The organism is Prosthecodimorpha hirschii, assembly GCF_001305515.1.
In the GTDB taxonomy this organism is placed as follows: Bacteria; Pseudomonadota; Alphaproteobacteria; order Rhizobiales; family Ancalomicrobiaceae; genus Prosthecodimorpha; species Prosthecodimorpha hirschii.
In genome coordinates this window covers 131898-158205 of sequence record NZ_LJYW01000001.1, presented here as the reverse complement: position 1 = coordinate 158205, position 26308 = coordinate 131898, and the positions used below count along the sequence as shown (strand labels likewise).

Annotated in this window: 22 protein-coding genes; 9 read left to right on the top strand and 13 right to left on the bottom strand. The window is 68.6% G+C overall.

All coding sequences use genetic code 11. The annotated features are described in order from the left end of the window. Window positions 1-95: 95 nt before the first annotated feature. The 5 genes from ABB55_RS00620 to ABB55_RS00600 form a co-directional block, all read right to left on the bottom strand. Window positions 96-1334 (bottom strand): SDR family NAD(P)-dependent oxidoreductase, encoded by a 1239-nt coding sequence (locus ABB55_RS00620; protein WP_338053640.1) that lies wholly within the window; start codon window positions 1332-1334, stop codon window positions 96-98. A 443-nt stretch (window positions 1335-1777) separates the two neighbouring features. Then, on the bottom strand, window positions 1778-2953 hold the full coding sequence (locus ABB55_RS00615; protein ID WP_054357072.1) for a thiolase family protein: 1176 nt from the start codon (window positions 2951-2953) through the stop codon (window positions 1778-1780). Continuing rightward, window positions 2950-3672, bottom strand: a complete 723-nt coding sequence (locus tag ABB55_RS00610) for an ABC transporter ATP-binding protein (RefSeq protein WP_054357071.1) — start codon at window positions 3670-3672, stop codon at window positions 2950-2952. The genes ABB55_RS00615 and ABB55_RS00610 overlap by 4 nt, the downstream gene beginning before the upstream one ends. Beyond that, on the bottom strand, window positions 3669-5435 hold the full coding sequence (locus ABB55_RS00605) for a branched-chain amino acid ABC transporter ATP-binding protein/permease (protein WP_054357070.1): 1767 nt from the start codon (window positions 5433-5435) through the stop codon (window positions 3669-3671). The genes ABB55_RS00610 and ABB55_RS00605 overlap by 4 nt, the downstream gene beginning before the upstream one ends. After that, on the bottom strand, window positions 5432-6490 hold the full coding sequence (locus tag ABB55_RS00600) for a branched-chain amino acid ABC transporter permease (protein WP_054361757.1): 1059 nt from the start codon (window positions 6488-6490) through the stop codon (window positions 5432-5434). The genes ABB55_RS00605 and ABB55_RS00600 overlap by 4 nt, the downstream gene beginning before the upstream one ends. Before the next feature lie 386 nt (window positions 6491-6876). Here ABB55_RS00600 and ABB55_RS00595 point away from each other — a divergent pair, with 386 nt between their 5' ends. The 8 genes from ABB55_RS00595 (at window position 6877) to mdoH (ending at window position 16728) form a co-directional block, all read left to right on the top strand. Further along, window positions 6877-8043 carry an ABC transporter substrate-binding protein gene (locus ABB55_RS00595; RefSeq protein ID WP_054357069.1) on the top strand — a complete coding sequence of 389 codons (1167 nt, stop codon included), beginning with the start codon at window positions 6877-6879 and terminating at the stop codon, window positions 8041-8043. A 219-nt stretch (window positions 8044-8262) separates the two neighbouring features. Beyond that, window positions 8263-8718 (top strand): MarR family winged helix-turn-helix transcriptional regulator, encoded by a 456-nt coding sequence (locus ABB55_RS00590; protein WP_054361756.1) that lies wholly within the window; start codon window positions 8263-8265, stop codon window positions 8716-8718. A 232-nt stretch (window positions 8719-8950) separates the two neighbouring features. Continuing rightward, on the top strand, window positions 8951-9637 hold the full coding sequence (locus tag ABB55_RS00585) for a DUF1345 domain-containing protein (protein ID WP_054357068.1): 687 nt from the start codon (window positions 8951-8953) through the stop codon (window positions 9635-9637). A gap of 295 nt (window positions 9638-9932) precedes the next feature. After that, the gene (locus ABB55_RS00580) at window positions 9933-10766 is read left to right on the top strand and encodes an ABC transporter ATP-binding protein (protein WP_054361755.1); all 834 of its coding nucleotides are present in this window, start codon (window positions 9933-9935) and stop codon (window positions 10764-10766) included. Further along, window positions 10763-11551 (top strand): ABC transporter permease, encoded by a 789-nt coding sequence (locus ABB55_RS00575; RefSeq protein ID WP_054357067.1) that lies wholly within the window; start codon window positions 10763-10765, stop codon window positions 11549-11551. The genes ABB55_RS00580 and ABB55_RS00575 overlap by 4 nt, the downstream gene beginning before the upstream one ends. Window positions 11552-11596: 45 nt before the next feature. Continuing rightward, on the top strand, window positions 11597-12619 hold the full coding sequence (locus ABB55_RS00570; RefSeq protein ID WP_054357066.1) for an ABC transporter substrate-binding protein: 1023 nt from the start codon (window positions 11597-11599) through the stop codon (window positions 12617-12619). Window positions 12620-12877: 258 nt separating this feature from the next. After that, entirely contained in the window at window positions 12878-14464 is a 1587-nt protein-coding gene (locus ABB55_RS00565; RefSeq protein ID WP_083463227.1) for an OpgD/OpgG family glucan biosynthesis protein, read from the top strand. A 23-nt stretch (window positions 14465-14487) separates the two neighbouring features. Continuing rightward, window positions 14488-16728, top strand: coding sequence for a glucans biosynthesis glucosyltransferase MdoH (mdoH, locus tag ABB55_RS00560; protein ID WP_083463226.1), 2241 nt, complete (start codon window positions 14488-14490; stop codon window positions 16726-16728). Between the two features lie 265 nt (window positions 16729-16993). Here mdoH and glpX read toward each other — a convergent pair whose 3' ends face one another. The 4 genes from glpX to ABB55_RS00540 all read right to left on the bottom strand — a co-directional run bounded on the left by glpX (window position 16994) and on the right by ABB55_RS00540 (window position 21285). After that, window positions 16994-18007, bottom strand: coding sequence for a class II fructose-bisphosphatase (gene glpX, locus ABB55_RS00555; RefSeq protein ID WP_054357065.1), 1014 nt, complete (start codon window positions 18005-18007; stop codon window positions 16994-16996). 52 nt (window positions 18008-18059) lie between these two features. Beyond that, on the bottom strand, window positions 18060-19382 hold the full coding sequence (locus ABB55_RS00550) for a homoserine dehydrogenase (protein WP_054357064.1): 1323 nt from the start codon (window positions 19380-19382) through the stop codon (window positions 18060-18062). 143 nt (window positions 19383-19525) lie between these two features. Next, window positions 19526-19954, bottom strand: coding sequence for a hypothetical protein (locus tag ABB55_RS00545; RefSeq protein ID WP_054357063.1), 429 nt, complete (start codon window positions 19952-19954; stop codon window positions 19526-19528). Between the two features lie 113 nt (window positions 19955-20067). After that, window positions 20068-21285, bottom strand: a complete 1218-nt coding sequence (locus ABB55_RS00540; protein WP_054357062.1) for an LL-diaminopimelate aminotransferase — start codon at window positions 21283-21285, stop codon at window positions 20068-20070. Between the two features lie 380 nt (window positions 21286-21665). Between ABB55_RS00540 and phaC the strand changes: the two genes are divergently transcribed. Further along, window positions 21666-23477, top strand: coding sequence for a class I poly(R)-hydroxyalkanoic acid synthase (gene phaC, locus ABB55_RS00535; protein ID WP_054357061.1), 1812 nt, complete (start codon window positions 21666-21668; stop codon window positions 23475-23477). Between the two features lie 57 nt (window positions 23478-23534). Here phaC and ABB55_RS00530 read toward each other — a convergent pair whose 3' ends face one another. The 4 genes from ABB55_RS00530 to ABB55_RS00515 all read right to left on the bottom strand — a co-directional run bounded on the left by ABB55_RS00530 (window position 23535) and on the right by ABB55_RS00515 (window position 26103). After that, window positions 23535-23870 (bottom strand): PAAR domain-containing protein, encoded by a 336-nt coding sequence (locus ABB55_RS00530; protein ID WP_054357060.1) that lies wholly within the window; start codon window positions 23868-23870, stop codon window positions 23535-23537. 177 nt (window positions 23871-24047) lie between these two features. Beyond that, a complete protein-coding gene (locus ABB55_RS00525; protein ID WP_054357059.1) occupies window positions 24048-25250 on the bottom strand; it encodes a pyridoxal phosphate-dependent aminotransferase in 1203 nt (400 codons plus the stop codon). 158 nt (window positions 25251-25408) lie between these two features. Beyond that, window positions 25409-25675 carry a DUF2798 domain-containing protein gene (locus ABB55_RS00520; RefSeq protein ID WP_054357058.1) on the bottom strand — a complete coding sequence of 89 codons (267 nt, stop codon included), beginning with the start codon at window positions 25673-25675 and terminating at the stop codon, window positions 25409-25411. 206 nt (window positions 25676-25881) lie between these two features. Further along, a complete protein-coding gene (locus ABB55_RS00515; protein ID WP_054357057.1) occupies window positions 25882-26103 on the bottom strand; it encodes a hypothetical protein in 222 nt (73 codons plus the stop codon). Window positions 26104-26308 lie beyond the last annotated feature (205 nt).

Below are 26308 nucleotides of genomic sequence, written 5' to 3'. Positions count from 1 at the left end.
GATGTTGGGAAAATCCGGCGCCAGCGTGTGGGTCAGGTCGACGAGGCGCACGGTACCGGTGCCGAGCGCGGCGAGAAGGTCAGTGAGGGCGGCGGTCATCGGCCGAGTTCCCGTTCGAGCGCCTTGGGGTTGTCGCGCAGGCGTGCGAGCCATTCCTGCGCCACGTCGCCGGGATAGACATCCTCGACCGACCCGCGCAGGGCGCCCAGGATGGCATTGGCGACCGCGGCCGGGGCGAGCTTCGGCGGCAGGACCTGCTGGTTCCATTCGTCGTCGATCGGCCCGGGGAAGACGTTGACGACGCGCACGCCGCCGCGGCGCAGTTCCGCCCGGAGCGCCTGCGCGTAGGAGAGCCCGGCCGCCATTGAGGCCGAATAGGTCGCCTCCTCGGGGAAATTGGCGATCGCATAGATGGACAGGAGGTTGACCCAGGCGACCGCGCTCGACTGCCCGTCGGCGCCGCGCGCGCGCAGCACCGGGCCGAAGGCCTTGGCGAGGCGCAGGAGACCGAAGGCGTTGACCTCCATCTCCGCCTGCGCGGTCTCCACGCCGGCGCGGCCGAACAGGGAATGGATGCGGTGATAGCCGGCCGTGTTGACGACGATGTCGACCTTGAAGCCGATCTCGCCGGCCAGTTCGTCGACCGAGCGGCTGTCGGTCACGTCGAGCGGCACTTCGGTGACGCCGGGCAGCGCCCGCGTCGCCGCCCAGCCGGGCGGATCCTTCCAGGGCTCGCACTGACCGGCCCAGACGATATCGGCCCCGGCCTCGACCAGCGCCTTGACCATCGCCTGGCCGACCGGGGACTTGGCGTCGGTGACCAGGCATTTGCGGAAGCGCGGGTCGGCGGTCAGCTCGCGCAGCTTCGGATCGTCGGCGGGCGTGCCGGCACCGGCGCCGCGGGCGACCAGCACGGCCTGGCCCGCCCGGTCGAGCATGGCCGACAGCGTGACGCGGGCCGGCGCGCGCGGGGCGTCGTCGGGCAGGTGGACGACCACGGTCGCGCCGGCATCCAGGCGCACAAGCCCGGTCCGCCACGGCGCGCGTTCCCGGAAATAGAGTTCCTGCGAATGGTGCACGACCGTATCGGCGAGCAGGTCGCCGTTCGGATTGGTCTCGCGCCATTCGAGCCGGTCGGACAGGCAGGCCGCGCAGGCGTCGCGCGGCGGATACTGCACCGCGCCGCATTCGAGGCAGTGCTGCAGCTCGAACCGGCCGAGCGCGGCGGCGCGGACGAGCCCGAGCGCGGTCCGGCTGCGCCGGTCCGGCGGCAGGGTCGGGATGCGGCTGCGCAGGATCGGATTCTTGCGCTTCGGACGCGTGATCTTGGCCATGGTCATCCGCCTCGCCGTTGAGAATTTGGGATCAGGTCCGCATGGTTCTGGATGATCCAAGCCCGACCAAAGCGCCCTGCGCCGCCGGCCGATCCGCCCGGAATGCGTTGCGGGATGGGGGCGGAATCTACCAAAAGCTCGGTGCCGCCCGCCCATCCGCCATCTCTCAGCGCATTCCCGGACAAGGCGCGCAAGCGCCGCCGATCCGGGACCCACTCTCGCCGCAGCCGGGCGGGGATCCGCGGTTCTCTCCCGGTCCCGATCGCCCGCTGCGGGGCGAGTGGGTCCCGGCTCTTCGCTACGCTGCGGCCGGGAATCCGTTGGGAGATTGCGGCCGAACGAAGGGAAGGATCTGCGACGTCCGCCCGGCTCTTCGCTGCGCTGCGGCCGGAAAGGCGTTGCGGGATGGGGGCTGACGGGACCGCGACCATGATGCCCTCCCCTCAGGCTGCGGCCAGGATGGCGGCGCCGGTGCATAGGCCGCGGTCGAAATTGATCATGCCGAAGCCGGAGACGAGCGCGTGGCGGGCGTCGGGGACCTGGGCGCCGAGCGGGCGGCCGGTCAGCTGCCGCACCGCCTCGACGAGCCCGAGCGAGCCGCCCGCCGCGCCGGCCTGGCCGACCGAGAGCTGGCCGCCGGAGGTGTTCAGCGGGAACGAACCCTCGACCTCGAAGCTGTGGGCGCGGACGAAGGCCGGCCCCTCGCCCTTGGCGCAGAAGCCGAGATCCTCGATCTGCATCAGGCTGATCACCGGATAGTCGTCATAGACCTCGACGAGGTCGATCTCCTCGGGGCCGAGGCCGGCGCGGCCGTAGAGCCGGTCGCGCTCCAGCACCCAGCCGCCGCGGATCTGGATCGGATCGGACGGGAAGGCATTGTGGCGCTCGACCGCCGACAGCGCGCGGGCATAGGGCAGCCCGAGGCTCTTCGCGCGGTCCTCGCTCATGACCAGGAAGGCCTCGGCGCCGGCGCAGGGCATGACGCAGTCGAACAGGCGGATCGGATCGGCGATCGGGCGGGAGGCCAGATATTCGTCGAGCGTCAGCGGCTTCTTGAACAGGGCGAGCGGGTTCTTCAGCGCGTTCGCCCGCTGCGCCACGCACAGGCGGCCGAAATCGGCCGGCTCGGCGCCATATGTGCGCATGTAGTACTGGGTCAGGAAGGCGAAGCTCATGTTCGGCCCGCCGGCCGCATAGGGGTAGACCGCGTCGACGGCGAAGCGGCTGAAGCTGGACGTGTTCTGCCGGAAACTGTCGACATGGTTGGTGTCGCCGGACAGGCAGGCGACGATCTCGGCGTCGCCGGCCTCGACGGCGCGGGCCGCCCGGCGCAGCGAGACGATGCCGGCCGCCCCGCCCATCGGGATATGGTCGAGCCAGCGCGGGCTCACGCCCAGATGCTGCGCGAGGCCGACGGCGGTGTCGGGCGCGAGCGAGAAGCTCGCCACGCACAGCCCGTCGATCGCGTCCTTGGTGATGCCGGCGCCCTCGCACAGGAGCCGCAGCGCCCGGCCGAGGAACCAGTGCGCCGAGCGGATCGAATAGCGCACATAGGGCACCGTCACCGGCACGGCGACGGCCACGCCCTGATAGCCGCGGCTTTCGCGGGTTCCGCTCATTCGGTCGCTCCGCCGAGATAGGTCGCCATGACGCGGGGGTCGTTGAGAAGGTCCGAGGCCGCACCGTGCAGCGCGATCTCGCCGGTCTCCAGCACGTAACCGTAATCCGCCGTCTCCAGCGCGGCCCGGGCATTCTGCTCGACCAGCAGGATCGAGACGCCGGTGTCGCGCAGCGTCGCGACGATGCGCAGGATGTCGCGCACGATCAGCGGCGCGAGGCCGAGGCTCGGTTCGTCGAGCAGGAGCAGCCGCGGCCCGGCCATCAGCGCCCGGCCGATGGCGAGCATCTGCCGCTCGCCGCCCGAGAGCGTGTCGGCGCGCTGGCGACGCCGTTCGGCGAGGCGCGGGAAGCGGTCGAAGACGCCGTCGAGCGCCGACTTGACGAAGGCAGCGTCCTTGCGCCGCGAATAGGCGCCGAGGATGAGATTGTCGCCGACCGTCATCTCGCCGAAAAGCTCGCGCCGCTCCGGCACCAGGCAGAAACCGCGCTCGACCCGGTCCTCGACGCCGAGCTCGTGCAGGTCGGCCCCCTCGAAGCGCAGCACGCCGCGCGACGCCAACAGCCCCATGGCGGCGCCGAGCAGGGTCGTCTTGCCGGCCCCGTTCGGCCCGATCACCGTGACGATGCGGCCCTTGTCGAGCGACAGCGAGACGCCGCGCACCGCCTCGACCTTGCCGTAGCCGACATGCAGGTCGGCTATCTCCAGCATGGCGCTCATGCCACACCCCCGAGATAGGCCGCCTGGACATCCGGGTTGCGGCGGATCGCGGCCGGCTCGCCCTCGGCGATGCGGGCGCCGAAGACCATCACGACCAGCCGGTCGACCAGACCCATGACGAAGTCCATGTCGTGCTCCACGACCAGGATGGCGAGGCCTTCGCGGCGCAGGTCGGACAGGAGCGCGGCCAGCGCCTCCTTCTCCTTGCGGCGCAGGCCCGCGGCGGGTTCGTCGAGCACGATCATGACCGGATCGGCGGCGAGCGCGCGGGCGACCTCGAGGATGCGCTGCTGGCCGAGCGGCAGGTTGCCGGCGAGATCCTCGGCCTTGTCGGCGAGACCGACACGCGCCAGCTGCGCATAGGCGTCGGCACGGGCGCGGGCCTCCTCGGAGCGGTCGAGCCGGAGCCCGCCGGACAGCCAGCCGGCTCCGGTGCGTAAGTGCGCGCCGAGCATGACATTCTCGACCAGCGTCATGGCCGGGCGCAGCTTCACATGCTGGAAGGTGCGGGCGACGCCGAGCGCGGCGATCCGGCGTTGCGGCATGCGCGTGATGTCCTGGCCGAGGAACGCGATCCGGCCGGACGAGGCGCGCAGCGCGCCGGTCAGCAGATTGAACATGGTGCTCTTGCCGGCGCCGTTCGGCCCGATCAGGCCGAGGATTTCGCCGGCCTTGAGCTCAAACGAGACCTTGTCGACCGCGACCAGCCCGCCGAAGCGCCGCACGGCCTGATCGACGACCAGAACGGTCTCACCGCGCTCTGGCAACGTCCGCCGCGGCAGCGGGTCGGTCCCGACGGGGGCAGCACGCCGAACGCGCGGCAGGAAGCGCGTCAGCATCGGCACCAGGCCGCCGCGGGCATGGTGCATGATCACGATCAGGATCACCGCGAAGGCGATCTGCTCATATTGCGCGGCATTGCTGGTGACATGCGGCAGCACGTCCTGCAGCCAGTTCTTGAGGAGCGTCACCAGCCCCGCCCCGACCAGCGCGCCGACGATATGCGAGGCGCCGCCGACCAGAGCCATCAGGAGATATTCGATCGACGGCTTGATCTCGAACGGCGCCGGGCTGACGAAGCGGCTCATATGGGCGTAGAGCCAGCCGGCGAGCCCGGCATAGAGGGCGGCGATCAGGAAGATCACCAGCCGGGTCCGGAACGGGTCGATGCCGACGCTGGCCATCAGGACGGGGCCGCCGCGCAAGGCGCGCACCGCCCGGCCCTGCCGGCTGTCGAGCAGGTTGGCGCCGAACAGCGCGCCGGCCCCGACCGCGGCCCAGATCAGCCAATAGACCGCGCGGCTGTCGATCAGCGCGATCGAGCCGATGCTGACCGGCGGAATGCCGGATAGACCCGTGTGGCTGCCGAGGGCTTCGAAATTCCCGAACAAATAGAAGATCGAGATGCCCCAGGCGATGGTCGAGAGCGGCAGGAAATGGCCGCCGAGCCGGAGCGTGACCGCGCCGATCAGGAGCGCGGCGAGGCCGGTGGTCAGAAGCGCGAAGGGCAGCCCAAGCCAGGGCGAGACGCCGCCGGCCGTGGTCGCCCAGGCGGTCGAATAGGCGGCGACGCCGACGAAGGCAGCCTGGCCGAAGGACGTGAGGCCGCCGATGCCGGTCAGGAGCACCAGCCCGACTGCGACCAGCGCGCCGATGCCGATATAGTTCATCAGCGTGACCGCGAAGGTCGACAGCGCGGCCGGAGCGGCGGCGAGAAGGCCGGCGGCGAGGAGGATGCCGAGCGGGCGCAGGGCGGCGTTCATCCGTCGAGCTCCTCATGTTCCTCGTCGCCACCATGGGCGAGCGCCAGCGAGCGCCACAGGAGCACGGGGATCAGCAGGCTGAACACCACCACCTCCTTCATCGCGCTGGAGAAGAAGGAGGCGAAGCTCTCCATCACGCCGACGAACAGCGCGCCGAGCGCGGTCACCGGATAGGAGACGAGCCCGCCGATGATCGCCCCGACGAAGGCCTTGAGGCCGATCAGAAAGCCCGAGTCATAGTAGATGGTCGTGCTCGGCCCGATCAGGATGCCGGAGATGCCGGCCAGCGCGGAGGCGATCAGATAGGCGGTGACGCCGGTCCGCTCCGGGCGGATGCCGACGAGCCGTGCGCCGGTACGGTTGACGGCCGTCGCCCGGAGCGCCTTGCCGATCAGCGAGCGCTCGAAGAACAGGAAGAACAGCACCGCCAGCAGCACTGCCGAGGCCATCATCAGGATCAGCTGGCCGGTGATCACCAGGCCGCCCGGCAGTTCGAAGATGCCGTCGACCAGCGCCGTGGTGCGGAAGCCCTCCGGCCCGAAGAACAAGAGGCCGAGCCCGGCGATGGCGAAATGCAGCGCGATCGCGACGATCAGCAGCACCAGCACCGAGGCGTCGGCGATCGGCCGGAAGGCGATTCGGTCGAGGAGCGGCCCCATCGGCAGGGCCAGGCCGAGCGCGACGGGGATGCGCACGATCTCCGGAACGTCCCGCGCGGCGATCAGCCAAGCCAGGCCGCAGGGGATCAGCGGCAGCAGGCCGTAGCCGAAGAGGCGCTGCGCCAGCCCGTCGGCCGAGCGGCGCCGGACCGCGGCGCCGAGCTCCATCAGCGAGGCGACCGCGGCCAGAACCGCGACCAGTCCGATCGTGCCGGGCACGCGCTGCATCTGGAAGGCGGCGAGCGTCAGCGCCGTGAAGGCGGCGATGTCGCCGAACGGCACGAAGACCACCCGGGTGACGGAGAAGATCAGCACCAGGCCGAGCCCGGCCAGGAGATAGATCGCGCCGTTGGCGAGGCCGTCGACGGTCAGGATCAGGGCGATGTCGGGCGTCATGCCGCCGAACTCCCGCGAAGCTGCGGTGCGCCGATCGGCATGGGCCTGGAACCGAAGCTCCGGCGATGCCGATCTTTGCGAATGCATGGAACGAGACGGTTCACGACACGGTCCCTCCGGACGCCGACGGAGCGCGGGACGGATGCCGGCAACCGCAAGGAAACTGCGATATGTCCGACATTTCCCGGGCCGGCCGCTGCCAGCGGCGACCCTCGGCGCCGGTGCCGAGGGCGATCCACTATTGCAGGCTTAAATATTTTATGTATGAAATTGTCGGGCAGGCAAGAGGCAAGTTCGAGCGATCCCCGAGGCCGGTGCGGACCGGCCTTCTCCCCGCCGCGAACCGTTCCGCCCGATGACAAGCGGCCTGCAAGTTGGAGGTCCCGATGCGGAAATTCCTCTTTGCCCTGACCGGCTCGGCGACGGCCGGAGCGGCCGCTCTGGCGGCGCTGGTCTCGGCGGCCGATGCCGCCGACATCAAGATCGGCTTCGTCACCTCGCTGTCCGGCCCGGTCTCCTCGATCGGCATCCCGTACGATCACGGCATCAAGGCCGGCTTCGCCCATGTCTCCGAGATCGACGGCAACAAGATCACCCTGATCGCGCTCGACGACGCCTCCGATCCTTCGACCGCCGCGAAGAACGCGCGCAAGCTGATCGAAGAGGACAAGGTCGACGTGCTGATCGGCACGGCCGGCGCGCCCGGCTCGCTCGCCATGGCGGCGGTTTCGCGCGAGACCAAGACGCCGATCATCGTCATCGCCAATGCCAACCTGCCCGGCCCGGACGGCGCCTGGATGGTCACCGTGCCGCAGCCTGCGCCGCTGATGGTCTCGGCCGTCGTGGCGGAAATGAAGAAGTCGGGCATCAAGTCGGTCGGCTTCATCGGCTTTTCCGACGCCTGGGGCGACCTCGTCTACAATGCGCTGACCGCCACGGCCGAACCCGCCGGCATCAAGGTGACCACCAACGAGCGCTATGCGCGCGCCGATACCTCGGTCACCGCGCAGGCCCTCAAGGTCGTCGCCACCCGTCCGGACGCGGTCATCACCGGCGGCTCGGGCACGCCGGGCGCCCTGCCCTATCTCGCGCTCGCCGAGCGCGGCTACAAGGGCCCGATCTACGGCACCCACGCCCTGATCAACCCCGACTTCGTCCGCGTCGGCGCGGCTGCGGTCGAAGGCCTGATCGCCCCGACCGGCCCGGTCGTGGTGTCCGAGCAGCTGCCGGACGACAATCCGATCAAGAAGGTCGGCGCCGAGTACAAGGCCGCGCTCGCCAAGGCCGTGCCGACCGCGACCCCGAACGCCTTCTCGGCCTATTCCTATGACGGCTGGCTGATCTTCGTCGACGCCGCCAAGCGCGCGCTGAAGACCGCCCAGCCCGGCACGCCCGAATACCGCGTCGCCCTGCGCGACGCGATCGTCAGCACGAAGGAACTGGTCGGCACCCACGCCGTCTACAACTTCAAGCCCGACGAGCGCTACGGCACGGACGAGCGTTCGCGCGTCCTGGTCAAGCTCGAGAAGGGCGCCTGGAAGCTGATCAAGTAGGCCTCGCCGACGCCGGGGCTTGCAGCCGCGGCGTCTCCAGGATACGCGCTGATCCATCGCCATCGGCCCGCCCGTCCGGTTCTCCGCCGGATCGGCGGGCCGCCGTCCCTTCCGAGGTTCGCGACCGTGACCGACGAGTCCTCCGCAGCCCGCAGCATCACCCGCGGCCGGTTCGGCAGCGCCATCCGCAGCCGCGCCGGGACCGAGACGATCCCGACCATGGGTGAGATCGGCCTCAACCAGTTCGCGCCCTATCTCTTGAACCGGGTGATGGCGCGCTGGAACGTCGACCTCCAGGAAGCCCTCAAGGACTACGACCTGACCACGGCGAAGATGCGCACCCTGGCCGTGCTGTCGATCGCGCCCGGTCTGACCATCAACGAATTGTCGCTGTTCACCGTGATCGAGCAGTCGACCATGAGCCGCACGCTCGATTCGCTCGAGGATCAGGGCCTCATTCGCCGCCGCACCCGCGAGGACGATCTGCGCGTGCGTGAGGTCATGCTGACCGACGAGGGCAGCGCGACCTTCCAGCGCTTCTGGCCGACCATGTACGGGCATTTCTCGGACCTGTTCGAGGGCATCGACGAGGACGAGTATCAGGCCTTCGTGGTGACGCTGCACAAGCTCGTGCGCAATCAGCAAAAGCTCGACCAGCGACAGGATGGCGCGTGACCGGGCTTCGCCGGTCGGCGGCCAGTCGGTAAAGTCGTCCGCCGAGGCGCCCGGACGCCGTCTCGCGGATCGGAACCGACGCCTCGTCCGGGCGGGCGGGTTGCCCTGGAGCATTTCCCGATCGGATGGAATCATCCGATCGGGAAATGCTCCGGATTCAATGGCTGGAGCCGGTCCCTTTCGGTCGGATCGTTTCGATCGGACCGGGACAGGCTCTAGGCGGGTGCGAGTCGTGACGAAATCATCGAGCCATCCCCTGCATTCCCGCCTGGTCCGTCATGTCCGGCTGCGCCCGCGCCTGCTGGCCTCGGCCTTTCTCGGGCTCCTGCTGGTCGCCATCCTGGTCCCCGCGACCGAATGGCGGCTGTCGACCTGCCTGATCGTCGCCTGGGACGTTGCGACCACGCTCTATCTGGGGCTCGCCTGGTCGATGATGCTGCGGTCGACGCCGGATCGCATGCGCATCCGGGCGCGGCTCCAGGACGACGGCGCATGGGCGGCCCTGTTCCTGTCGATCCTGGCCGCGGTGGCCAGTCTTGCCGCGATCGTGGTCGAACTCGCCACCGTGAAGGATATCGGGCCGACCTATCGCGGCCTGCACATTCTCGCCGCGAGCTATACGATCATCACCGCCTGGCTGTTCATCCACACGACCTTCGCACTGCACTATGCCAACGAATATTTCCTGCAGTATCTCGATTGTCGCAATCCAGGGCTCGACATTCCCGGTGGCGGCGATCCGGACTACTGGGAGTTCATGTATTTCTCCTTCGTCATCGGGACCTCCGGCCAGACCGCCGACATCTGTATGACGTCCAACCGGATGCGGCGCATCGGCCTGCTGCATTGCGTGCTGGCCTTCCTGTTCAACACCACGATCCTGGCACTGACGATCAATATCGGCGCCGGCCTGTTCTGACGGCGCCGCCGCATCTCCGCCGGATGTCGCGGCCTTGCCGCCGCGCGGTGCGGCGCCGGCGCGCCCGCACTGCATGCGGCGGGCCGCGTTTTCGGGGCTTCTGGCTGGATCGAACATCGCATAAACATGGAGCCGGCGGCGGGAGGGTCGCCGGACGATCCCGGTCGTGATCGCGGTGCCGCACCGGCGGCACGGTGAGAACCCGGTGCCGCGCCGGAGGGCGCCGGCCGGTTGGCGGGATCGGAGGCGGGATCGGACGATGCGACCGGGCGGCCGGTTCGACGGGGAGGACAGCATGGCGACCGTGATCCCGCTGAAGCCGGCGCAAGGCCCGACGGCAAGCGCGGTCCGACTGACCGACATCGCCATCGAGTTCCGCATCAAGGGCCGCCCGCCCTACAAGGCCGTGGCACCGACCTCGCTCGCGGTTGCCGACGGCGAGTTCGTCGCCATCGTCGGGCCGACGGGCTGCGGCAAGTCGACCCTGCTCAATGCCGTGGCGGGCCTTCTGAAGCCGGCGGCCGGCAAGGTCGAGGTCTACGGCCAGGCGCTCGCCGGGCTCAATGCGGAGGCCGGCTATCTCTTCCAGCAGGACGCGGTGATGCCCTGGAAGACGGCCCTCGACAATGTCGCCATCGCGCTGGAGATCAAGGGCGTCGGTCGCGAGGATGCGCTCGGCGCGGCGCGCGACTGGCTCGGCCGGGTCGGGCTCGGACGCTTCCTCGACCGCTATCCGCACCAGCTGTCCGGCGGCCAGAGGAAGCGCGTCGGCCTCGCCCAGGTGCTGATCCGCCAGCCGAAGATCCTGCTGATGGACGAACCCTTCGGCCCCCTCGACGCGCAGACGCGCCAGATCATGGGCAGCCTCTTGCTCGACCTGTGGGCCGGCGACCGCAAGGCGGTCCTGTTCGTCACCCACGATCTCGAAGAGGCGATCGCGCTGTCCGACCGGGTCCTGATCATGTCGGCGGGCCCGGAGGCGCGCATCATCGGCGACCATCGGATCGATCTCGCCCGCCCGCGCGATGCGGCCGACATCCGCACCCATCCGCGCTTCCACGATATCCACAAGGCCATCTGGGGGCAGCTCCGGGCCGAGGTGATCAAGACCTACGGAGAGGAAGCATGAGCCGGGCGGGTCTCCTGTCGCTGCAGATCCTGGTTGGTGTCGTCCTGCTCCTGATCTGGCACGTCGGCGCCACCATTCCGATCTTCGGCTACACGCTGCTGCCGAAGTTCTTCTTCTCGACGCCGATCGACGTGGCCAGCCGGGTGGTGCAGATGTTTGCCGGCGGCAAGATCTGGGGGCACCTCTATGTGACGCTTCTGGAGACCGTGCTGGCCTTCGCGATCGGCGCGCTCGGCGGCATCGCCATCGGCTTCTGGTTCGCCCGCAAGCCGCTCGCGGCGGCGGTGTTCGACCCCTATCTGAAGATGGTCAACGCGCTGCCCCGCGTCGTGCTGGCGCCGATCTTCATGCTGTGGCTCGGCCTCGGCATCTGGTCCAAGGTGGCGCTCGGGGTGACGCTGGTCTTCTTCATCGTGTTCTTCAACGTCTATCAGGGCGTCAAGGAGGTCAGCCCCGTGGTGCTGGCCAATGCGCGCATGATGGGCATGAACGAGCGCCAGCTGTTCCGCCACGTCTACTGGCCGTCGGCGCTGTCCTGGATGTTCTCGTCGCTGCACACCTCGGTCGGCTTCGCGCTGGTCGGGGCCGTGGTCGGCGAATATCTCGGTGCCTCGGCCGGGCTCGGCTACCTGATCCACCAGGCCGAGGGCGTGTTCGACACGACCGGCGTCTTCGCCGGCATGGTCGTGCTGGCCGGTTTCGTGCTGGTGGTCGACTGGGTGGTGACGCTCGTCGAGAACCGCTTGCTCCACTGGCGCCCGCAAAGCGCCGCCGCGCAGGCCTGAGGCCGGGCGGATCAAGAACCAATCGATCCGGGAGGACCATACGACATGAACAGATTTCTGAAGGCCGGTCTGGCCGCCCTCGGGCTTCTCGCCGGCCTCGCCGCGCCGGCGGCCGCCCAGGCGCCCGAGAAGGCCAAACTCGAACTCGGCGTCGGCGGCAAGCCGCTGCTCTACTATCTGCCGCTGACCATTGCCGAGCGGAAGGGCTTCTTCAAGGAACAGGGCCTCGACGTCACCATCAACGATTTCGGCGGCGGCGCGAAGTCGCTGCAGGCGCTGATCGGCGGTTCGGTCGATGCGGTCACGGGCGCCTACGAGCATACGATTCGGATGCAGGAGAAGAACCAGGACGTCGTCGCCGTCCTCGAACTCGGCCGCTTCCCCGGCATCGTGCTCGCCGCCGCCAAGGACAAGCCGATCAAGTCGGTGGCCGATCTGAAGGGCATGAAGCTCGGCGTCACGGCCCCCGGCTCCTCGACCCACCTGACGGCGCTCTACCTGCTCGCCAAGGCCGGCGTGCCGGCCGATTCGGTCGCCATCGTCGGCGTCGGCGGCGGCGCCTCGGCGGTGGCTGCGGTCGAGCGCGGCAATGTCGATGCCGTCTCGCATCTCGATCCGGTGATCTCCAAGCTGGAGGCCGACGGCGCGGTCAACATCCTGGTCGATACCCGCACCGAGGCCGGCACGATGGCGGTCTACGGCTCGACCAACCCGGCCGCCACGCTCTACCTCAAGGCCGACTTCGTGAAGGCCAACCCGGGGACCACCCAGGCGCTCACCAATGCGCTCTACAAGGCGCTGAAATGGCTCGAGAAGGCCTCGCCCGAGGATGTCGCCGCCGCGGTGCCGGAAGAGTTCTGGCTCGGCGACAAGGCGCTCTACATCAAGGCCGTCGCGGCGAGCCTGCCGACCTATTCGCGCACCGGAATCATCACCGACAAGGCGGCCGCCAGCATGCTCGACTTCCTGAAGCAGGTCGAGCCGGCCGCCTTCAAGGACGCCAAGATCGATCTCAAGAAGACCTTCGATCCGCGCTTCGTCGAGAAGGCGGCCGCGACGGTCAAGTGACATCCCCGCCGCGACCGGGGCGGCCGTTTCGGGCACTTCCGCCCAACGGCCGGCCCCGGCCGCGGCAGCGCTCCGCCGCCATGCGATCCCGCTTCCGCCATCGTTCGGCCGGATCAGCATGCTTTTGAAAAACGTGAACTCTTCGGCTATGGTCGAGGGGATTTCTCCGCTCCGGGCTCTCCAGTCCAGCGCCTCCGGGTTTCGCATCCGGCGCCGCCGCAAACTTGAGACATCGGTGGCCCTACCAGACGCAGGCCGATGCATCCTTCCGACCTCGCCTCCCCCGACCGCCCGGTCGAGGCCCTTTCGCTGCCGGACCCGGCCCGCCGTCGCTTTCTCAGCCAGTCGCTCGCCGTCGGCGGGGCGATCGGCTTTGCCGGCCTGCTCGCCGACATGATCGGCGAGGCCCGGGCCGCGCCCGGCGACCCGATGCCCTTCTCGCGGGCGCAACTGCTCGATGAGGCGCGCAAACGGGCCGGCGAGGCCTATCAGGAGCCAAAGTTCGATCTGCCCGAACGCTTCGCCACTCTGACCTACGAGCAGTATCGCGACATCCGCTTCAAGCTGAACCGCTTCCTGTGGCGCGGCGAGAATCGCGGCTTCCAGGTCAGCCTGCTGCATACCGGCTTCATCTATAAGCAGCCGGTCGACATCTTCGTCGTCGAGGACGGTCAGGCGCGCGAGATCCTGTTCGATCGGGAGATGTTCGACTACGGGCAGAGCGTCAAGCCGCCCGACGACAAGGCCGATCTGTCCTTCTCGGGCCTCAAGGTGCGGCGTCCGCTGAATTCCGATCGCTGGGAAGAGTTCGCCATGTTCCAGGGCGCGACCTTCTTCCGCGCGCTCGCCCGCGGCCAGATCTACGGCGTCTCGGCGCGCGGCCTGGCCATCAATACCGGCGACGAGCGCGGCGAGGAATTCGCCTTCTTCGAGCGCTTCTGGATCGAGCGGCCGGAACCGAACGCCAACTCGATCGTCATCCACGCCTTCCTCGATTCGAAGTCCTGCACCGGCGTCTACCGCTTCACCCTTCGGCCCGGCGACGAGACAGTGCTGGACGTGGAGCTGACGCTGTTCCCGCGGGTGGATCTCGACCATGTCGGCATCGGTGCGCTGACCTCGATGTTCCTCTATGACGGCACCAGCCGGACCCGGTTCGACGACCTGCGCCCCGCGGTCCACGGTTCCGACGGATTGGCCATCGTGACCGGTCTTGGTGAGCATCTGTTCCGCCCGCTCGCCAATCCGCGCAACCTGCAGATCTCCGCCTTCGTCGACCAGAGCCCGCGCGCCTTCGGGTTGGTCCAGCGCCGGCAGGACTTCGGCGAGTTCGAGGACCTGGAGGCGCGCTACGATCTGAAGCCGTCCTGCTGGGTCGAATCGGTCGGCGACTGGGGCGCCGGCGCGGTGCAGCTGCTCGAAGTCCCCTCCGAGAGCGAGATCCACGAGAACATCATCTGCTACTGGCGGCCGAAGCAGAAGCTGCCCGCCAAGCAGGAATTCTCGGCCGCCTACCGGCTGCACTACGGCCGCAACTCGCCGCCGGCCGGCGAACTCGGCAGCGTGGCGGCGACCCGGTCGGGCCAGGGCTCCAACCCGGCCTTCCGCCGCTTCCTGATCGATTTCGAAGGCAAGATGCCGCCTGCCGGCGCCGTCAAGGCCGAGGCGACCTCCTCGGCCGGGCGCATCGTCAATCTCGTCTTGAAACCGAATCCCGTCCGGGGCGGTTATCGAGTCCTGTTCGAACTCGATCCGCGCAATGCCCCGCTGGTGGAATTGCGCGTCCTCCTGAACGACGGTTCCAAACCCGTCAGCGAAACCTGGCTCTACCGCTGGACCGCCTGACACCGACCACGGATACGATCGACGTGACCGACAGCCTCGCCGCCGAGACCGGATTTGATCTTGCGGAGCCGCCGCTCCCTGCCGGCCCTGCCCCCTCCGGCGAGATCGGCAGCCTCGGCGGCTTCATCCCCTCGGTCCCGCCGGAAAGCCGCATTCCGATGCCGGTGCAATCCTTCTGGCGCTGGGACGGGCCGCGGCCGAGCGTGGTCGACCGGCGCACGGACGCGCGCACCCTGCTCGCCCGGATCGCGGTATTCGGCGGCGCCATCGCGCTGTCGGCTTTCGGCATCGGCGAGATGGTCGGGGTCGTCAAGGCCGGCGGCATCGTCGGCCTGGAATGGCCGCTGGTCGTGCTGTTCGGCGTCACCTTCTCGTGGATCGCCCTGTCGGCGGCGAGCGGCGTGGTCGGCTTCATCGCCGGCATCGCGGAACGGCGGACGCCCCGGCCGGTGCCGCGCCCGCTCAAGTCGCGCACCGCACTGGTCATGCCGGTCTATAACGAGAGCCCGGCCCGCACCGTCTCGGCCTTGGAGGCCATGGCGCATTCGGTCGCCGCGACCGGCCAGGGCGCGCATTTCGAGATCTTCATTCTCTCCGACACCACCGACTCGACCGCCTGGATCGAGGAGGAGGTCGCCTTCATGCGCCTGCGCCACCGGTTGGCCGGCGTGATGCAGGTCTGGTACCGGCGCCGGCACAAAAACACCGCCCGCAAGGCCGGCAATGTCGGCGACTTCGTCACCCGCTGGGGCGGTCGCTACGACCACATGCTGGTGCTCGACGCCGACAGCCTGATGGAAGGCGAGACCATCGTCACGCTGGCGCAGATGATGGAGGACGACCCGCGCGCGGGCATCATCCAGACCCTGCCGCTGATCGTGAACCGCAACACGCTGTTCGCCCGACTGCAGCAGTTCGCCGGCCGCATCTACGGCCCCCTGATCGCCCGCGGTCTGGCCACCTGGACGGGCCGCGACGGCAACTACTGGGGCCACAACGCGATCATCCGCTCGCGGGCCTTCGCGGAGGCCTGCGGGCTCCCGGACCTGAAAGGCCGCAAGCCGTTCGGCGGCCATGTCATGAGCCACGATTTCGTCGAGGCGGCGCTGATCCGCCGGTCGGGCTGGGCGGTCTACATGGTCACCTGGCTCGGCGGCTCCTACGAGGAGAGCCCGCCGTCGCTGCTCGACGTGGCTTCGCGCGATCGGCGCTGGGCGCAGGGCAACATCCAGCACACGCCGCTGGTCTTCGCCCGCGGCATCGCCTGGCCGTCGCGCATCCATTTCGCGACCGGCATCATGAGCTATCTGGCCTCGCCGATCTGGCTGATGCTGCTCCTGACCGGCCTCGCCCTCGCCCTGCAGGCGCGCTTCATCCGGCCGGAATATTTCTCCAAGGACTTCTCGCTGTTCCCGGCCTGGCCGCGCTTCGATTCCGAGCGCGCGCTGCAGCTCTTCGTCATCACCATGGGCGTCCTGATGCTGCCCAAGGTGCTCGGCACGATCGAGACGCTGATGCGCCCCGAGATCCGGCGCAAGGCCGGCGGCGGCCTCGCCATCGTCGGCAGTCTGTTCGTCGAGACCCTGCTCTCGGCCATGGTCGCGCCGGTGATGATGCTGATCCAGAGCCGGCACGTCATCGAGATCCTGTCGGGGCGCGATTCCGGCTGGAAGACCCAGCGTCGCGACGACGGCGGCATCGCGGTCTCCGAGGTGTTCCGCCATCACTGGCAGCACATCGCCATCGGGCTGGTGATGGGCCTTGCCGCCTATGCCATCTCGCCGGCCATTCTGGCCTGGATGGCGCCGACCCTGGTCGGCCTCGTGCTGGCCGTTCCGATCTCCTGGGCGAGCGGCTCGATGGAACTCGGCCTGACCCTGCGGCGCGCCCGCCTGCTGCTGATCCCCGAGGAGACCGAGACCCCGGCGGTGATCTCGGCCGCGGCCGCCCGCGAGGCCGAGGCGGTCGCCGAACTGCCGGAGGTCGAGGACGGTCTGACGCTGGTCGTGTCTGACCGGCGCATGCGCGAACTGCACGAACACCTGCTGCTGCCGCCGCCCCTGCGCGAGCGCGGCAAGCCGGATCTGGACCCGGTCATGGCGGAGGCCAAGATCCGCGAGGCCGTCTCGGTCGAGGAGGCCCTGCGCTGGCTGACCCCGAAGGAGCGGATGGCGGTGCTGACCGACCCGATCCTGCTGACCCATCTCGAACGCCTGCGCGACGCCGCCGACATTCGCCCGACCGTCGTTTCGGCGGGCGAGTAGCCGCTGATCGTCGAAATGGCCGCCGGCGATCGCCCGGGGGCCCCGGCCGGTGGTGAGCGAATGCCAGCGGCGTATGGGCCGCCGGACGGCTGAGATCAGGTCATCGGCCGCCGAGATGGTCGCGATATGGGCACCGCGTCCGAGTCCCCTTGCGTGGCGCGCCGGGCGCGTTCGATCCACCGACGGGCACCGCAAATGCAAAACGGGGCGACCGCACCGCGATCGCCCCGCCATTATTGCGGTCAGGTCCGGCCGAGCCCCCGGCTCACTCCGGATCGAACTTCTCCGGATCGGTATGGGCGGCGCGGATCCAGCGGACGGTCTTCGAGGACGAGCGCATGACGATCGTGTGGGTCACGATGCGGTTGCGGCCGAACTTGACGCCCTGGAGCATGTTGCCGTCGGTGACGCCGGTCGCGGCGAACAGCACGTCGCCGCGGGCCATGTCCTCGTGGGTATATTTGCGGCGCGGGTCGGTGATGCCCATCTTGGCGGCGCGCTCGACCTTCTCGCGGCTGTCGAGGATCAGGCGGCCCTGCATCTGGCCGCCGGTGCAGCGCAGCGCGGCGGCGGCGAGCACGCCTTCCGGGGCGCCGCCGGAGCCGAGATAGATGTCGATGCCGGTATCGGCCGGCTCGGTGGTGTGGATCACGCCGGCCACGTCGCCGTCGCCGATCAGCCGGATGGCGCAGCCGGTGGCGCGCACCTCCTCGATCAGCCGGGCATGGCGCGGACGGTCGAGGATGCAGGCGGTGACCTCGGAGATCGGCACCATCTTGGCGTTGGCGAGCGCCTGGATATTCTCGGCCGGCGGCGCGTCGAGATCGATCAGGCCCATCGGATAGCCCGGGCCGATGGCGATCTTGTCCATGTAGACGTCGGGCGCGTAGAGCAGCGCGCCCTCATGGGCGAGCGCGATCACGGCGATCGAATTCGGCAGGTTCTTGGCGCAGATGGTGGTGCCTTCGAGCGGATCGAGGGCGATGTCGACCTTCGGTCCCTTCCCGTTGCCGACCTTCTCGCCGATATAGAGCATCGGCGCCTCGTCGCGCTCGCCCTCGCCGATCACGACGGTGCCGTCGATCGAGAGGTTGTTGAGCTCCGCCCGCATGGCGTTGACCGCGGCCTGGTCGGCGGCCTTTTCGTCGCCGCGACCGCGCAGGCGCGCCGCCGCCACCGCAGCACGCTCGGTCACGCGCGCGAGTTCGAGCGACAGGACGCGGTCGAGCCGGTCATCGTCGATGGTGTGGCCGTGATGGCGGTGGCTTTGCGTGCTCATGGCTTCGGAAGTTCCCCCGAGTACAGATCCGGCGGCCTGCCGGCGGACGCTTTCAGAGCGCCTCGATGCGGATGAATTGCGGCGCGTCCGCGACGTGGCCGTCGTCGCGGATCAGATCGAGCGCTTCTCTTACCGCGGCCTCGGTCGTTTCGTAAGTGATCATGATGATCGACTGCGGCTCCGCCGGCGCCTGGGTGCCGACGACGGCGGCATGCGGCGCGCGCCGCCGCTGGACGATCGATTCCAGCGAGATTCCCTTTTCGGCCATGCGGCTGGCGATCGCCGCCAGGGCCCCAGGGCGGTCGAAGACCGACAGCCGGACATAGTAGCCGCCCTTGTGGGCGCGGACGCCGGCGGGCCGGTAGGGTTCCAGATGCTCGGACGGCCGCCCCATCATGGCAAGCGCGGTGCCGCGCGCGATGTCGGCGATGTCGCCCACAACGGAGGAGGCCGTCGCATCGCCGCCCGCGCCCGGGCCGACCAGCATCAGCCGGCCGACGAAATCGCCGTCGATGGCGACTGCGTTGAGCACGCCGTCGATCCGGGCGATCGCCGAGGCCTTCGGCACCATGGTCGGGTGGACGCGCTGCTCGATGCCGCTCTCGGTCCGCTCGGCGATGCCGAGCAGTTTCAGCCGGTAGCCGAGCTCGTCGGCGGCCTCGATATCGGCCAGCGTGATCCGCTCGATGCCCTCGATATAGATCGAATCGACATCGATCTCGGAGCCGAAGGCGAGGCTGGTCAGCAGCGCCAGCTTGTGGGCGGCATCGAAGCCGCCGACATCGAAGGTCGGATCGGCCTCCGCATAGCCGAGGCGCTGGGCCTCCTTCAGGCATTCGCCGAAGGACATGTCCTCCGCTTCCATCCGGGTCAGGATGTAGTTGCAGGTGCCGTTGAGGATGCCGGCGACGCGGCTGACCGAGTTGCCGGCGAGCGCCTCGCGCAGGGTCTTGATGACCGGGATGCCGCCGGCGACGGCCGCCTCGAAATTCAGGCTGACGCCCTTGCGCTCGGCCAGGCGGGCGAGATCGTTGCCGTGCCGGGCGAGCAGCGCCTTGTTGGCGGTGACGACATGCTTGCCGGTCTCAAGAGCGGCGCGCACCGCATCTTCGGCCGGACCGGACGACCCGCCCATCAGTTCGACGAACACGTCGATGCCCGGATCCATGGCGAGCTTCACCGGATCCTGGAACCAGTTGACGTTGCCGATGTCGATGCCGCGGTCGCGGGTCCGGTCCCGCGCCGAGACGCCGCGCAGCACGATCGGCCGGCCGCAGCGGACCGCGAGGTCCTTGGAGTGTTTGTTCAGGAGGCGCACGACGGACGCCCCGACGGTGCCGAGGCCGGCGAGGCCGAGACGGAGGCTGGGCTGCATGGGGATATCCCGTTCCGCGGGTGGCGAGCACCGGAAGCTCATACGGCCTCGTCAGCCGCATTTCCAGATGCCCGGTTGATCATTGTGGTTTACGCGCGCGCCGTTCCGGTGGGCGGCCGTGCCGGTCGGGTTCGTCTCCGCAGCTAGCCGGCGCCGAACACGGCATTCGCCCCTTCGTTGGCGAAGATGTCCCCGGTCTCCAGGGTTCCGTCCGCCAGACGATAGGGCAGATAGCAGACCAGCGACGATCCGGACCGGTGGTCGAGTTCGACCGCGATGGCGTCGGAGATCGCATCGGAGTCCGGCACGCTGACGCGGCAGTCGTAGAAGAGCGCCGTCGCGTCGATGCGGCCGGCCGCGGCTTCGGCAGCGAGGAAGCCGCGCAGGCTTTCGAGCGCCTCGATCCGCGGCGGCTGCTCGTCGCCGTCATGGTGGCCGATGCTGACCACCTCGCCGGTGGGCTTCATGGCCCCGGCATAGGGGTAGAACTCGCCATGCTGCTCGAGCATCTGCTCGGCGAAGCCGATGAAGGATCCGAGCAGGGTGTTCAGAGCTTCGCGCGCTGCATCCATCGGTTCGACCTCGTTGTTCCCGTCGGCGCGCGTCGTGCCGGGCTATCCGCCCTGGCCGATGACATCGGCGCCGCCGCACCCACCTCCGAGCGCAGCGGTCCGCAGAGGCCCGCTCAGCGATGGGCCGCCATCGGGATGACGTTGTGCAGGATCTTGTCGGCGCCGTCGAAGAAGCGGCGCACGTTGCGGGCGGCCTGGCGGATGCGCTGCTCGTTCTCGACCAGCGCGATGCGCACATATTCGTCGCCGTGCTCGCCGAAGCCGATGCCCGGCGCGACCGCGATATCGGCCTTCTCGACCAGGAGCTTGGAGAATTCCAGGCTGCCCAGCTTGCGGAACTTCTCCGGGATCGGCACCCAGGCGAACATCGAGGCGCGCGGCGCGGGAATGTCCCAGCCGGCCTTGCCGAAGCTCTCGACCATCACGTCGCGGCGCTTCTTATAGGTCTCGCGGATTTCCTCGATGGCGGCGTCGCCCGAGTTGAGCGCGGCGGCGGCGGCGACCTGGATCGGCGTATAGGCGCCGTAGTCGAGATAGCTCTTGACCCGCGCGAGGGCCGCGATCAGCCGCTCGTTGCCGACCGCGAAACCGATGCGCCAGCCCGGCATCGAGAAGGATTTCGACATCGAGGTGAATTCGACCGCCACCTCGGTGGCACCCGGCACCTGCAGGATCGAGGGCGGCGGGTCGTTGTCGAAATAGATCTCCGAATAGGCGAGATCGGACAGGAGGAAGATGCCGTGCCGCTTCGCGAAGGCGACGCAGTCCCGGTAGAAGTCGAGATCGGCGGTCATCGCGGTCGGGTTGGACGGATAGCACAGCACGACCGCGAGCGGCTTCGGGATCGAATGCACGACCGCCCGCTCGAGCGCCTCGAAGAAGGCCGGGCCGGGCTCGCAGGGCACCGAGCGGATCACGCCGCCGACCATCAGGAAGCCGAAGGCATGGATCGGATAGCTCGGATTCGGCGCCAGAATCACGTCGCCCGGCGCGGTGATCGCCTGCGCCATGTTGACGAAGCCTTCCTTCGAACCGAGCGTCGCGACGATCTGGGTGTCCGGATTGAGCTTCACGCCGAAGCGGCGATCGTAATAGGCGGCCTGGGCGCGGCGCAGGCCGGCGATGCCCTTGGAGGCCGAATAGCGGTTGGTGCGCGGCTTGCCGATCGTCTCGATCAGCTTCTCTTCGATGAAGCGCGGGGTCGGCAGGTCGGGATTGCCCATGCCGAGATCGATGATGTCGGCGCCGTTCGCGCGCGCCTGTGCCTTGAGACGGTTGACCTGCTCGAACACGTACGGCGGCAGCCGTCGGATCTTGTGGAACTCGTCCATGGCGAACGTCCTTTTGTGATGTGACCGCGGCCATCCGGCGACAATCGCCGGCGCCCTTCTCCCGTTGTTCCGAAATCGACCCGCTCCGCGGCGGAATCGTGACAGCCATACAGGCCGGTCGGCGCTTTTACCAGATCTCCGCCCGCGCGACACCCAGGACCTTGCGCCGCAAGGCCGCCGGGACGGCGGTCGATTCGGGCGCGAAGTTTGTGCGCGACACAACGGAAGTCGCTGTTGTCGGCGGCGGTCCGACCTGCCACATAGAAAGTCAAGTCATGGGCCCTCGCCTCCCCCCGGATCGCGGCCGCCGAGACGCCGCAAGCGGGGTCCGATCGGAGGCGAAGGCTTCGCAACGGTGACGAGATCTTGAGGGAACGTCCATGGCCGCGGAAGGCGAATCCGAGAGCCCGCTGCTCAGATACATCGTCAAGAATCCGGAGGCCTTCGCGCAGAACCTGGCCCGGGTCGTCGAGCAGGCCGGCCGCGCCGCCGCCGCCTATCTGAAGCCGCGCGAGGAAGGCCAGGCCAAGGACGAACTGGCCGACGAGCTCGCCCATGTCTTCAAGACGCTCGCCCATGTCGGCGAGTACTGGCTGTCCGACCCGCAGCGCGCCATGGAGGCGCAGCGCCGGCTGGTGACCGGCTACATGGACATCTGGGACCGCTCGCTGAAGCGGATGGCCGGCGAGACTGTCGCGCCGGCGGTGGAGCCGGATCCGCGCGACAAGCGCTTCCAGGACCCCGACTGGCGGGAGAACCAGTTCTTCGACTTCGTCAAGCAGATGTACCTGACCACCTCGCGCTGGGCCGAGGACATGGTCGAGGAGGCCGAGGGACTCGAGCCGCATATCCGCCACAAGGCGGAATTCTTCATGCGCCAGATCACCTCGGCGCTGGCGCCGACCAATTTCCTGCTGACCAACCCGGAACTGCTGCGCGAAACCATGCAGTCGTCGGGCGAGAATCTGGTCCGCGGCATCCGGATGATGGCCGAGGACATCGTCGCCGGCGGCGGCGATCTGAAGATCCGGCAGGCGAGCGAGGGGCGCTTCAAGGTCGGCGAGAATCTCGCCACCACGCCCGGCAAGGTGATCTTCCAGAACGACGTCTGCCAGATCCTGCAATATGAGCCGACGACCGAGAAGGTCCTGAAGCGGCCGCTGCTGATCGTGCCGCCCTGGATCAACAAATTCTACATTCTCGATCTCAATCCGGAGAAGAGCTTCATCCGCTGGGCGGTCGGCGAAGGCCATACGGTGTTCGTGATCTCCTGGGTCAATCCGGATGCCCGGCAGGCCGACAAGTCCTTCGAGCACTACATGAAGGAAGGCATCCTGACGGCCCTCGACGTGATCGAGCAGGCGACCGGCGACCGGCAGGCCAATGCGATCGGCTACTGCGTCGGCGGCACCCTGCTGGCGGTCACGCTGGCCTATTGCGCGGCGATCGGCGACGACCGGATCAAGAGCGCGACCTTCTTCACCACCCAGGTCGATTTCACCTATGCGGGCGACCTGAAGGTCTTCGTCGACGAGGACCAGATCCGCATCCTCGAAGAGCGCATGAAGGAGAAGGGCTATCTCGAAGGCAAGAAGATGGCCTCGGCCTTCAACATGCTGCGCTCGAACGACCTGATCTGGCCCTATTTCATCAACAACTACATGAAGGGCAAGGAGCCCTTCCCGTTCGATCTCCTGTTCTGGAACTCCGATTCCACCCGGATGCCGGCGGCGAACCACAGCTACTACCTGCGCAACTGCTATCTGGAAAACCGGCTGACCAAGGGCGACATGGTCATGGCCGGCGAGACGCTGGACCTGAAGAAGGTCCGCATCCCGGTCTACAATCTCGCTGCCCGCGAGGACCACATCGCCCCGGCGCGTTCGGTGTTCGAGGGCTCGAAATATTTCGGCGGCCCGGTCGAATATGTCCTGGCCGGCTCCGGTCACATCGCCGGCGTGGTCAATCCGGCCGCGAAGCCGAAATACCAGTTCTGGACCGGCGGCAAGGTCAAGGGCACGCTGGAGGACTGGATCGCCAAGGCGGACGAGACCCCCGGCACCTGGTGGGGCCATTGGCAGACCTGGGTCTCCGGCCTCGCGCCCGAGACCGTCAAGGCGCGCAAGCCCGGCGGCCGCAAGCTGAAGCCGATCGAAGACGCGCCGGGCAGCTACGTCCGCGTCAGGGCGTGACGCCTCAAAAGGTGGATCGTGACCGGGTCTTGGTGATAGGCCTCGCCGCGCCGGGCCCTATCGGGCCGGGCATCCGGTCGCGGCCGTGCCGGCCGAGGCCAGCGGCTTGCCGTTGACCAGCACATTGGCGCTGCCGCCGACGACCACGCCGCCGCAATCGGTCGCGCTGCCGGCGAGTGCGGCCGGCTTGCCGTTGATGAAGACATTCGGGGATCCGCCGACGATCACGCCGCCCCCCGTCACCGCCGCCCCGGTCTGCGCCGCCGGGCGACCGTTGACCGCGACATCCGGACTGCCGCCCGCGACCACGCCGGGCGCGGCGCCGTCGGCAGAAGCCGGAGCCGCATATCCGACGGCCAGGATCAGGGCCGCCATGCCCAAGCGCAGTTTCATGGTGCCTCTCCGGTCGGCCGATGCGTCAGCCGTCATCCTGCCGCGGACCCGATGAAGCAGGCCTGAACGGACGCGCGGCGCGAGGGGCCGCACCACAAATCGACGGGGACCGGGGGCCGAAGGATCAGCGGTGCGCAGTCCCGGGACGGATGGAAACCACCCGTCCCGATCGTTCCATCAGCGCAGGTTGCCGCAGAAGCGCTGGATGCGGCGGCCGGCCTCTTCGAGCTGGTCGGTGGCGGTCGCATAGGAGATGCGGAAATGCGGCGCCAGGCCGAAGGCCGAGCCCTGCACCACCGCGACGCCTTCCGCCTCCAGAAGCTCGGTGACGAAATCCTCGTCGGAGCCGATCACCTTGCCGGAGGGCGCGGTGCGGCCGATCGTGCCGGCGCAGGACGGATAGACGTAGAAGGCGCCCTCCGGCGTCGGGCAGGTCAGCCCGCGCGCCTGGTTCAGCATCGAGACGATCAGGTCGCGGCGCTGCTTGAAGACCGCGTTGTTGCGCGGGATGAAGTCCTGCGGCCCGTTCAGCGCCTCGACGGCCGCATATTGCGAGATCGAGGACGGGTTCGAGGTCGACTGCGACTGCAGCGTCGCCATCGCCTTGATCAGCTTCTCCGGACCGGCGCCGTAGCCGATGCGCCAGCCGGTCATGCAATAGGCCTTGGAGACGCCGTTCATGGTCAGCGTCCGCTCGTAGAGCGCCGGCTCCACCTGCGCCGGGGTGGCGAAGGTGAAGTCGTCGTAGACGAGGTGCTCGTACATGTCGTCGGTCAGGATCCAGACATGCGGATGGCGCACCAGCACGTCGGTCAGGGCCTTGATCTCGGCATGCGTATAGGCTGCACCCGACGGGTTCGATGGCGAGTTGAAGATGAACCACTTGGTCTTCGGCGTGATGGCGCGTTCCAGCGCCTCGGCCGTGACCTTGAAGCCGGTCTCGATCGTGGTGCCGACGAAGACGGGCTCGCCGCCGCCGAGCATCACGATGTCGGGATAGCTGACCCAATAGGGCGCCGGGATGATCACCTCGTCGCCGGGATTGATCGTCGCCAGCAGCGCGTTGTAGAGCACCTGCTTGCCGCCGGTGCCGACCGAGACCTGGCTCGGCTTGTAGTCAAGCCCGTTCTCGCGCTTGAACTTGGCGATGATCGCCTGCTTCAGCTCCGGGATGCCGTCGACGGCGGTGTACTTGGTCAGCCCGTCGCGGATCGCCTTGATGGCGGCTTCCTTGATGTTGTCGGGCGTGTCGAAGTCCGGCTCGCCGGCGCCGAGACCGATCACGTCGCGGCCGGCCGCTTTCAGTTCGCGCGCCTTGTTGGTCGCGGCGATCGTGGCGGACGGCTTGATGCGGCTGAGCGAGTCGGCGAGGAAGCCCATGGCAATGCTCCGGATGGGGATTTCGCGGGTGCGAAAGGCGGCGGGACCCTAATCGCACCGCCCTTCGGGAACAAGCCCCCTCCCGAACAAGCCACGCCCGCGCAGGGCGGCCCCGCACGGGAACTGCCCGCCGGAACCGCCCGCCGGGGCCGGTCCGATCACCGGCCGGGCGGCTCGACGGCCATGGCGACGATGCGACGAACCAGCGGCATGACCACCAGGAGCGTCGGGAAGGCGACCAGCCAGGAGACGCCCCAGGCCGACATCCAGGCGGCCAGGAAGCCCGGCACGAAACCGAGCGCTTTGACGGTCGAAATCCCCGACACGACGAAGGTCATCATGATGGACAGGACCAGCGGCAGGGCGAGGGCATTGTAGCGGGCCGGAAGGCGCCGGGAACGGCGGGGCAACTCGAACGAAGTCATGAAAACCTCGAAAGGACTGACCCGGACGAGGATCGTGCCGCGGGCGTGAGACGCACCGTCACGACCCCGGTAACCCGGGTCTGGCGATGCGTTGCTTGACGGTAACGCTTACGGCGGCACGCTGTGCAGCGCCGAGACACCTACCGCAGATCCGAAGCGCAGGCAAAGCACGAGCTGCGCGGCCGGCGCAAGGCCGCCATTCCGCCTCAGGCGGAGGCATCCGGATCGTCGTAACCGCGCCGGCTCGACACGAAGACCAGCGCCATCAGCCCGATGCCGATGACCAGCGAGAACACAGTGCCGAGGGTCAAGGCGAGCCAGCCATGCCCGGACAGGTCCCCGGCGCCGACCCAGTTCCAGAGCGCCACGGCAGCGACAGCCGATGCCGCCAGGATGGCGAGCACGACAAGGACGATCTTCGCAGTCATGGCCCGCACGCCTCGCCCCTTGTCCAGTCGGCTACCGCCCTGCCGGTCCGGGCCGCGCGATCCGGACGATCGCGGCACCACTCTCGGCGGCTCCGCTTCGCCTCATGGCTGCAGATAGGCGCATTGGTCCCCGATGACCAGCGGCTGACCTCGGCGCGGACCGCATGGCGGACCATCCCGGCTCGCGGTGCAACCGAGCTGCCGC

Bases quoted from the DNA above. Each gene is read 5' to 3' on its own strand.
- ABB55_RS00615 (WP_054357072.1), bottom strand. From the start codon at position 2,953: ATGAGCGGAACCCGCGAAAGCCGCGGCTATCAGGGCGTGGCCGTCGCC.
- ABB55_RS00570 (WP_054357066.1), top strand. From the start codon at position 11,597: ATGAACAGATTTCTGAAGGCCGGTCTGGCCGCCCTCGGGCTTCTCGCC.
- ABB55_RS00565 (WP_083463227.1), top strand. From the start codon at position 12,878: ATGCATCCTTCCGACCTCGCCTCCCCCGACCGCCCGGTCGAGGCCCTT.
- ABB55_RS00540 (WP_054357062.1), bottom strand. From the start codon at position 21,285: ATGGACGAGTTCCACAAGATCCGACGGCTGCCGCCGTACGTGTTCGAG.
- ABB55_RS00520 (WP_054357058.1), bottom strand. From the start codon at position 25,675: ATGACTTCGTTCGAGTTGCCCCGCCGTTCCCGGCGCCTTCCGGCCCGC.
- phaC (WP_054357061.1), top strand. From the start codon at position 21,666: ATGGCCGCGGAAGGCGAATCCGAGAGCCCGCTGCTCAGATACATCGTC.
- ABB55_RS00620 (WP_338053640.1), bottom strand. From the start codon at position 1,334: ATGGCCAAGATCACGCGTCCGAAGCGCAAGAATCCGATCCTGCGCAGC.
- ABB55_RS00525 (WP_054357059.1), bottom strand. From the start codon at position 25,250: ATGGGCTTCCTCGCCGACTCGCTCAGCCGCATCAAGCCGTCCGCCACG.
- ABB55_RS00575 (WP_054357067.1), top strand. From the start codon at position 10,763: ATGAGCCGGGCGGGTCTCCTGTCGCTGCAGATCCTGGTTGGTGTCGTC.
- ABB55_RS00595 (WP_054357069.1), top strand. From the start codon at position 6,877: ATGCGGAAATTCCTCTTTGCCCTGACCGGCTCGGCGACGGCCGGAGCG.
- ABB55_RS00605 (WP_054357070.1), bottom strand. From the start codon at position 5,435: ATGAACGCCGCCCTGCGCCCGCTCGGCATCCTCCTCGCCGCCGGCCTT.
- ABB55_RS00610 (WP_054357071.1), bottom strand. From the start codon at position 3,672: ATGAGCGCCATGCTGGAGATAGCCGACCTGCATGTCGGCTACGGCAAG.
- ABB55_RS00545 (WP_054357063.1), bottom strand. From the start codon at position 19,954: ATGGATGCAGCGCGCGAAGCTCTGAACACCCTGCTCGGATCCTTCATC.
- ABB55_RS00580 (WP_054361755.1), top strand. From the start codon at position 9,933: ATGGCGACCGTGATCCCGCTGAAGCCGGCGCAAGGCCCGACGGCAAGC.
- glpX (WP_054357065.1), bottom strand. From the start codon at position 18,007: ATGAGCACGCAAAGCCACCGCCATCACGGCCACACCATCGACGATGAC.
- ABB55_RS00590 (WP_054361756.1), top strand. From the start codon at position 8,263: ATGGGTGAGATCGGCCTCAACCAGTTCGCGCCCTATCTCTTGAACCGG.
- ABB55_RS00550 (WP_054357064.1), bottom strand. From the start codon at position 19,382: ATGCAGCCCAGCCTCCGTCTCGGCCTCGCCGGCCTCGGCACCGTCGGG.
- ABB55_RS00600 (WP_054361757.1), bottom strand. From the start codon at position 6,490: ATGACGCCCGACATCGCCCTGATCCTGACCGTCGACGGCCTCGCCAAC.
- ABB55_RS00515 (WP_054357057.1), bottom strand. From the start codon at position 26,103: ATGACTGCGAAGATCGTCCTTGTCGTGCTCGCCATCCTGGCGGCATCG.
- ABB55_RS00530 (WP_054357060.1), bottom strand. From the start codon at position 23,870: ATGAAACTGCGCTTGGGCATGGCGGCCCTGATCCTGGCCGTCGGATAT.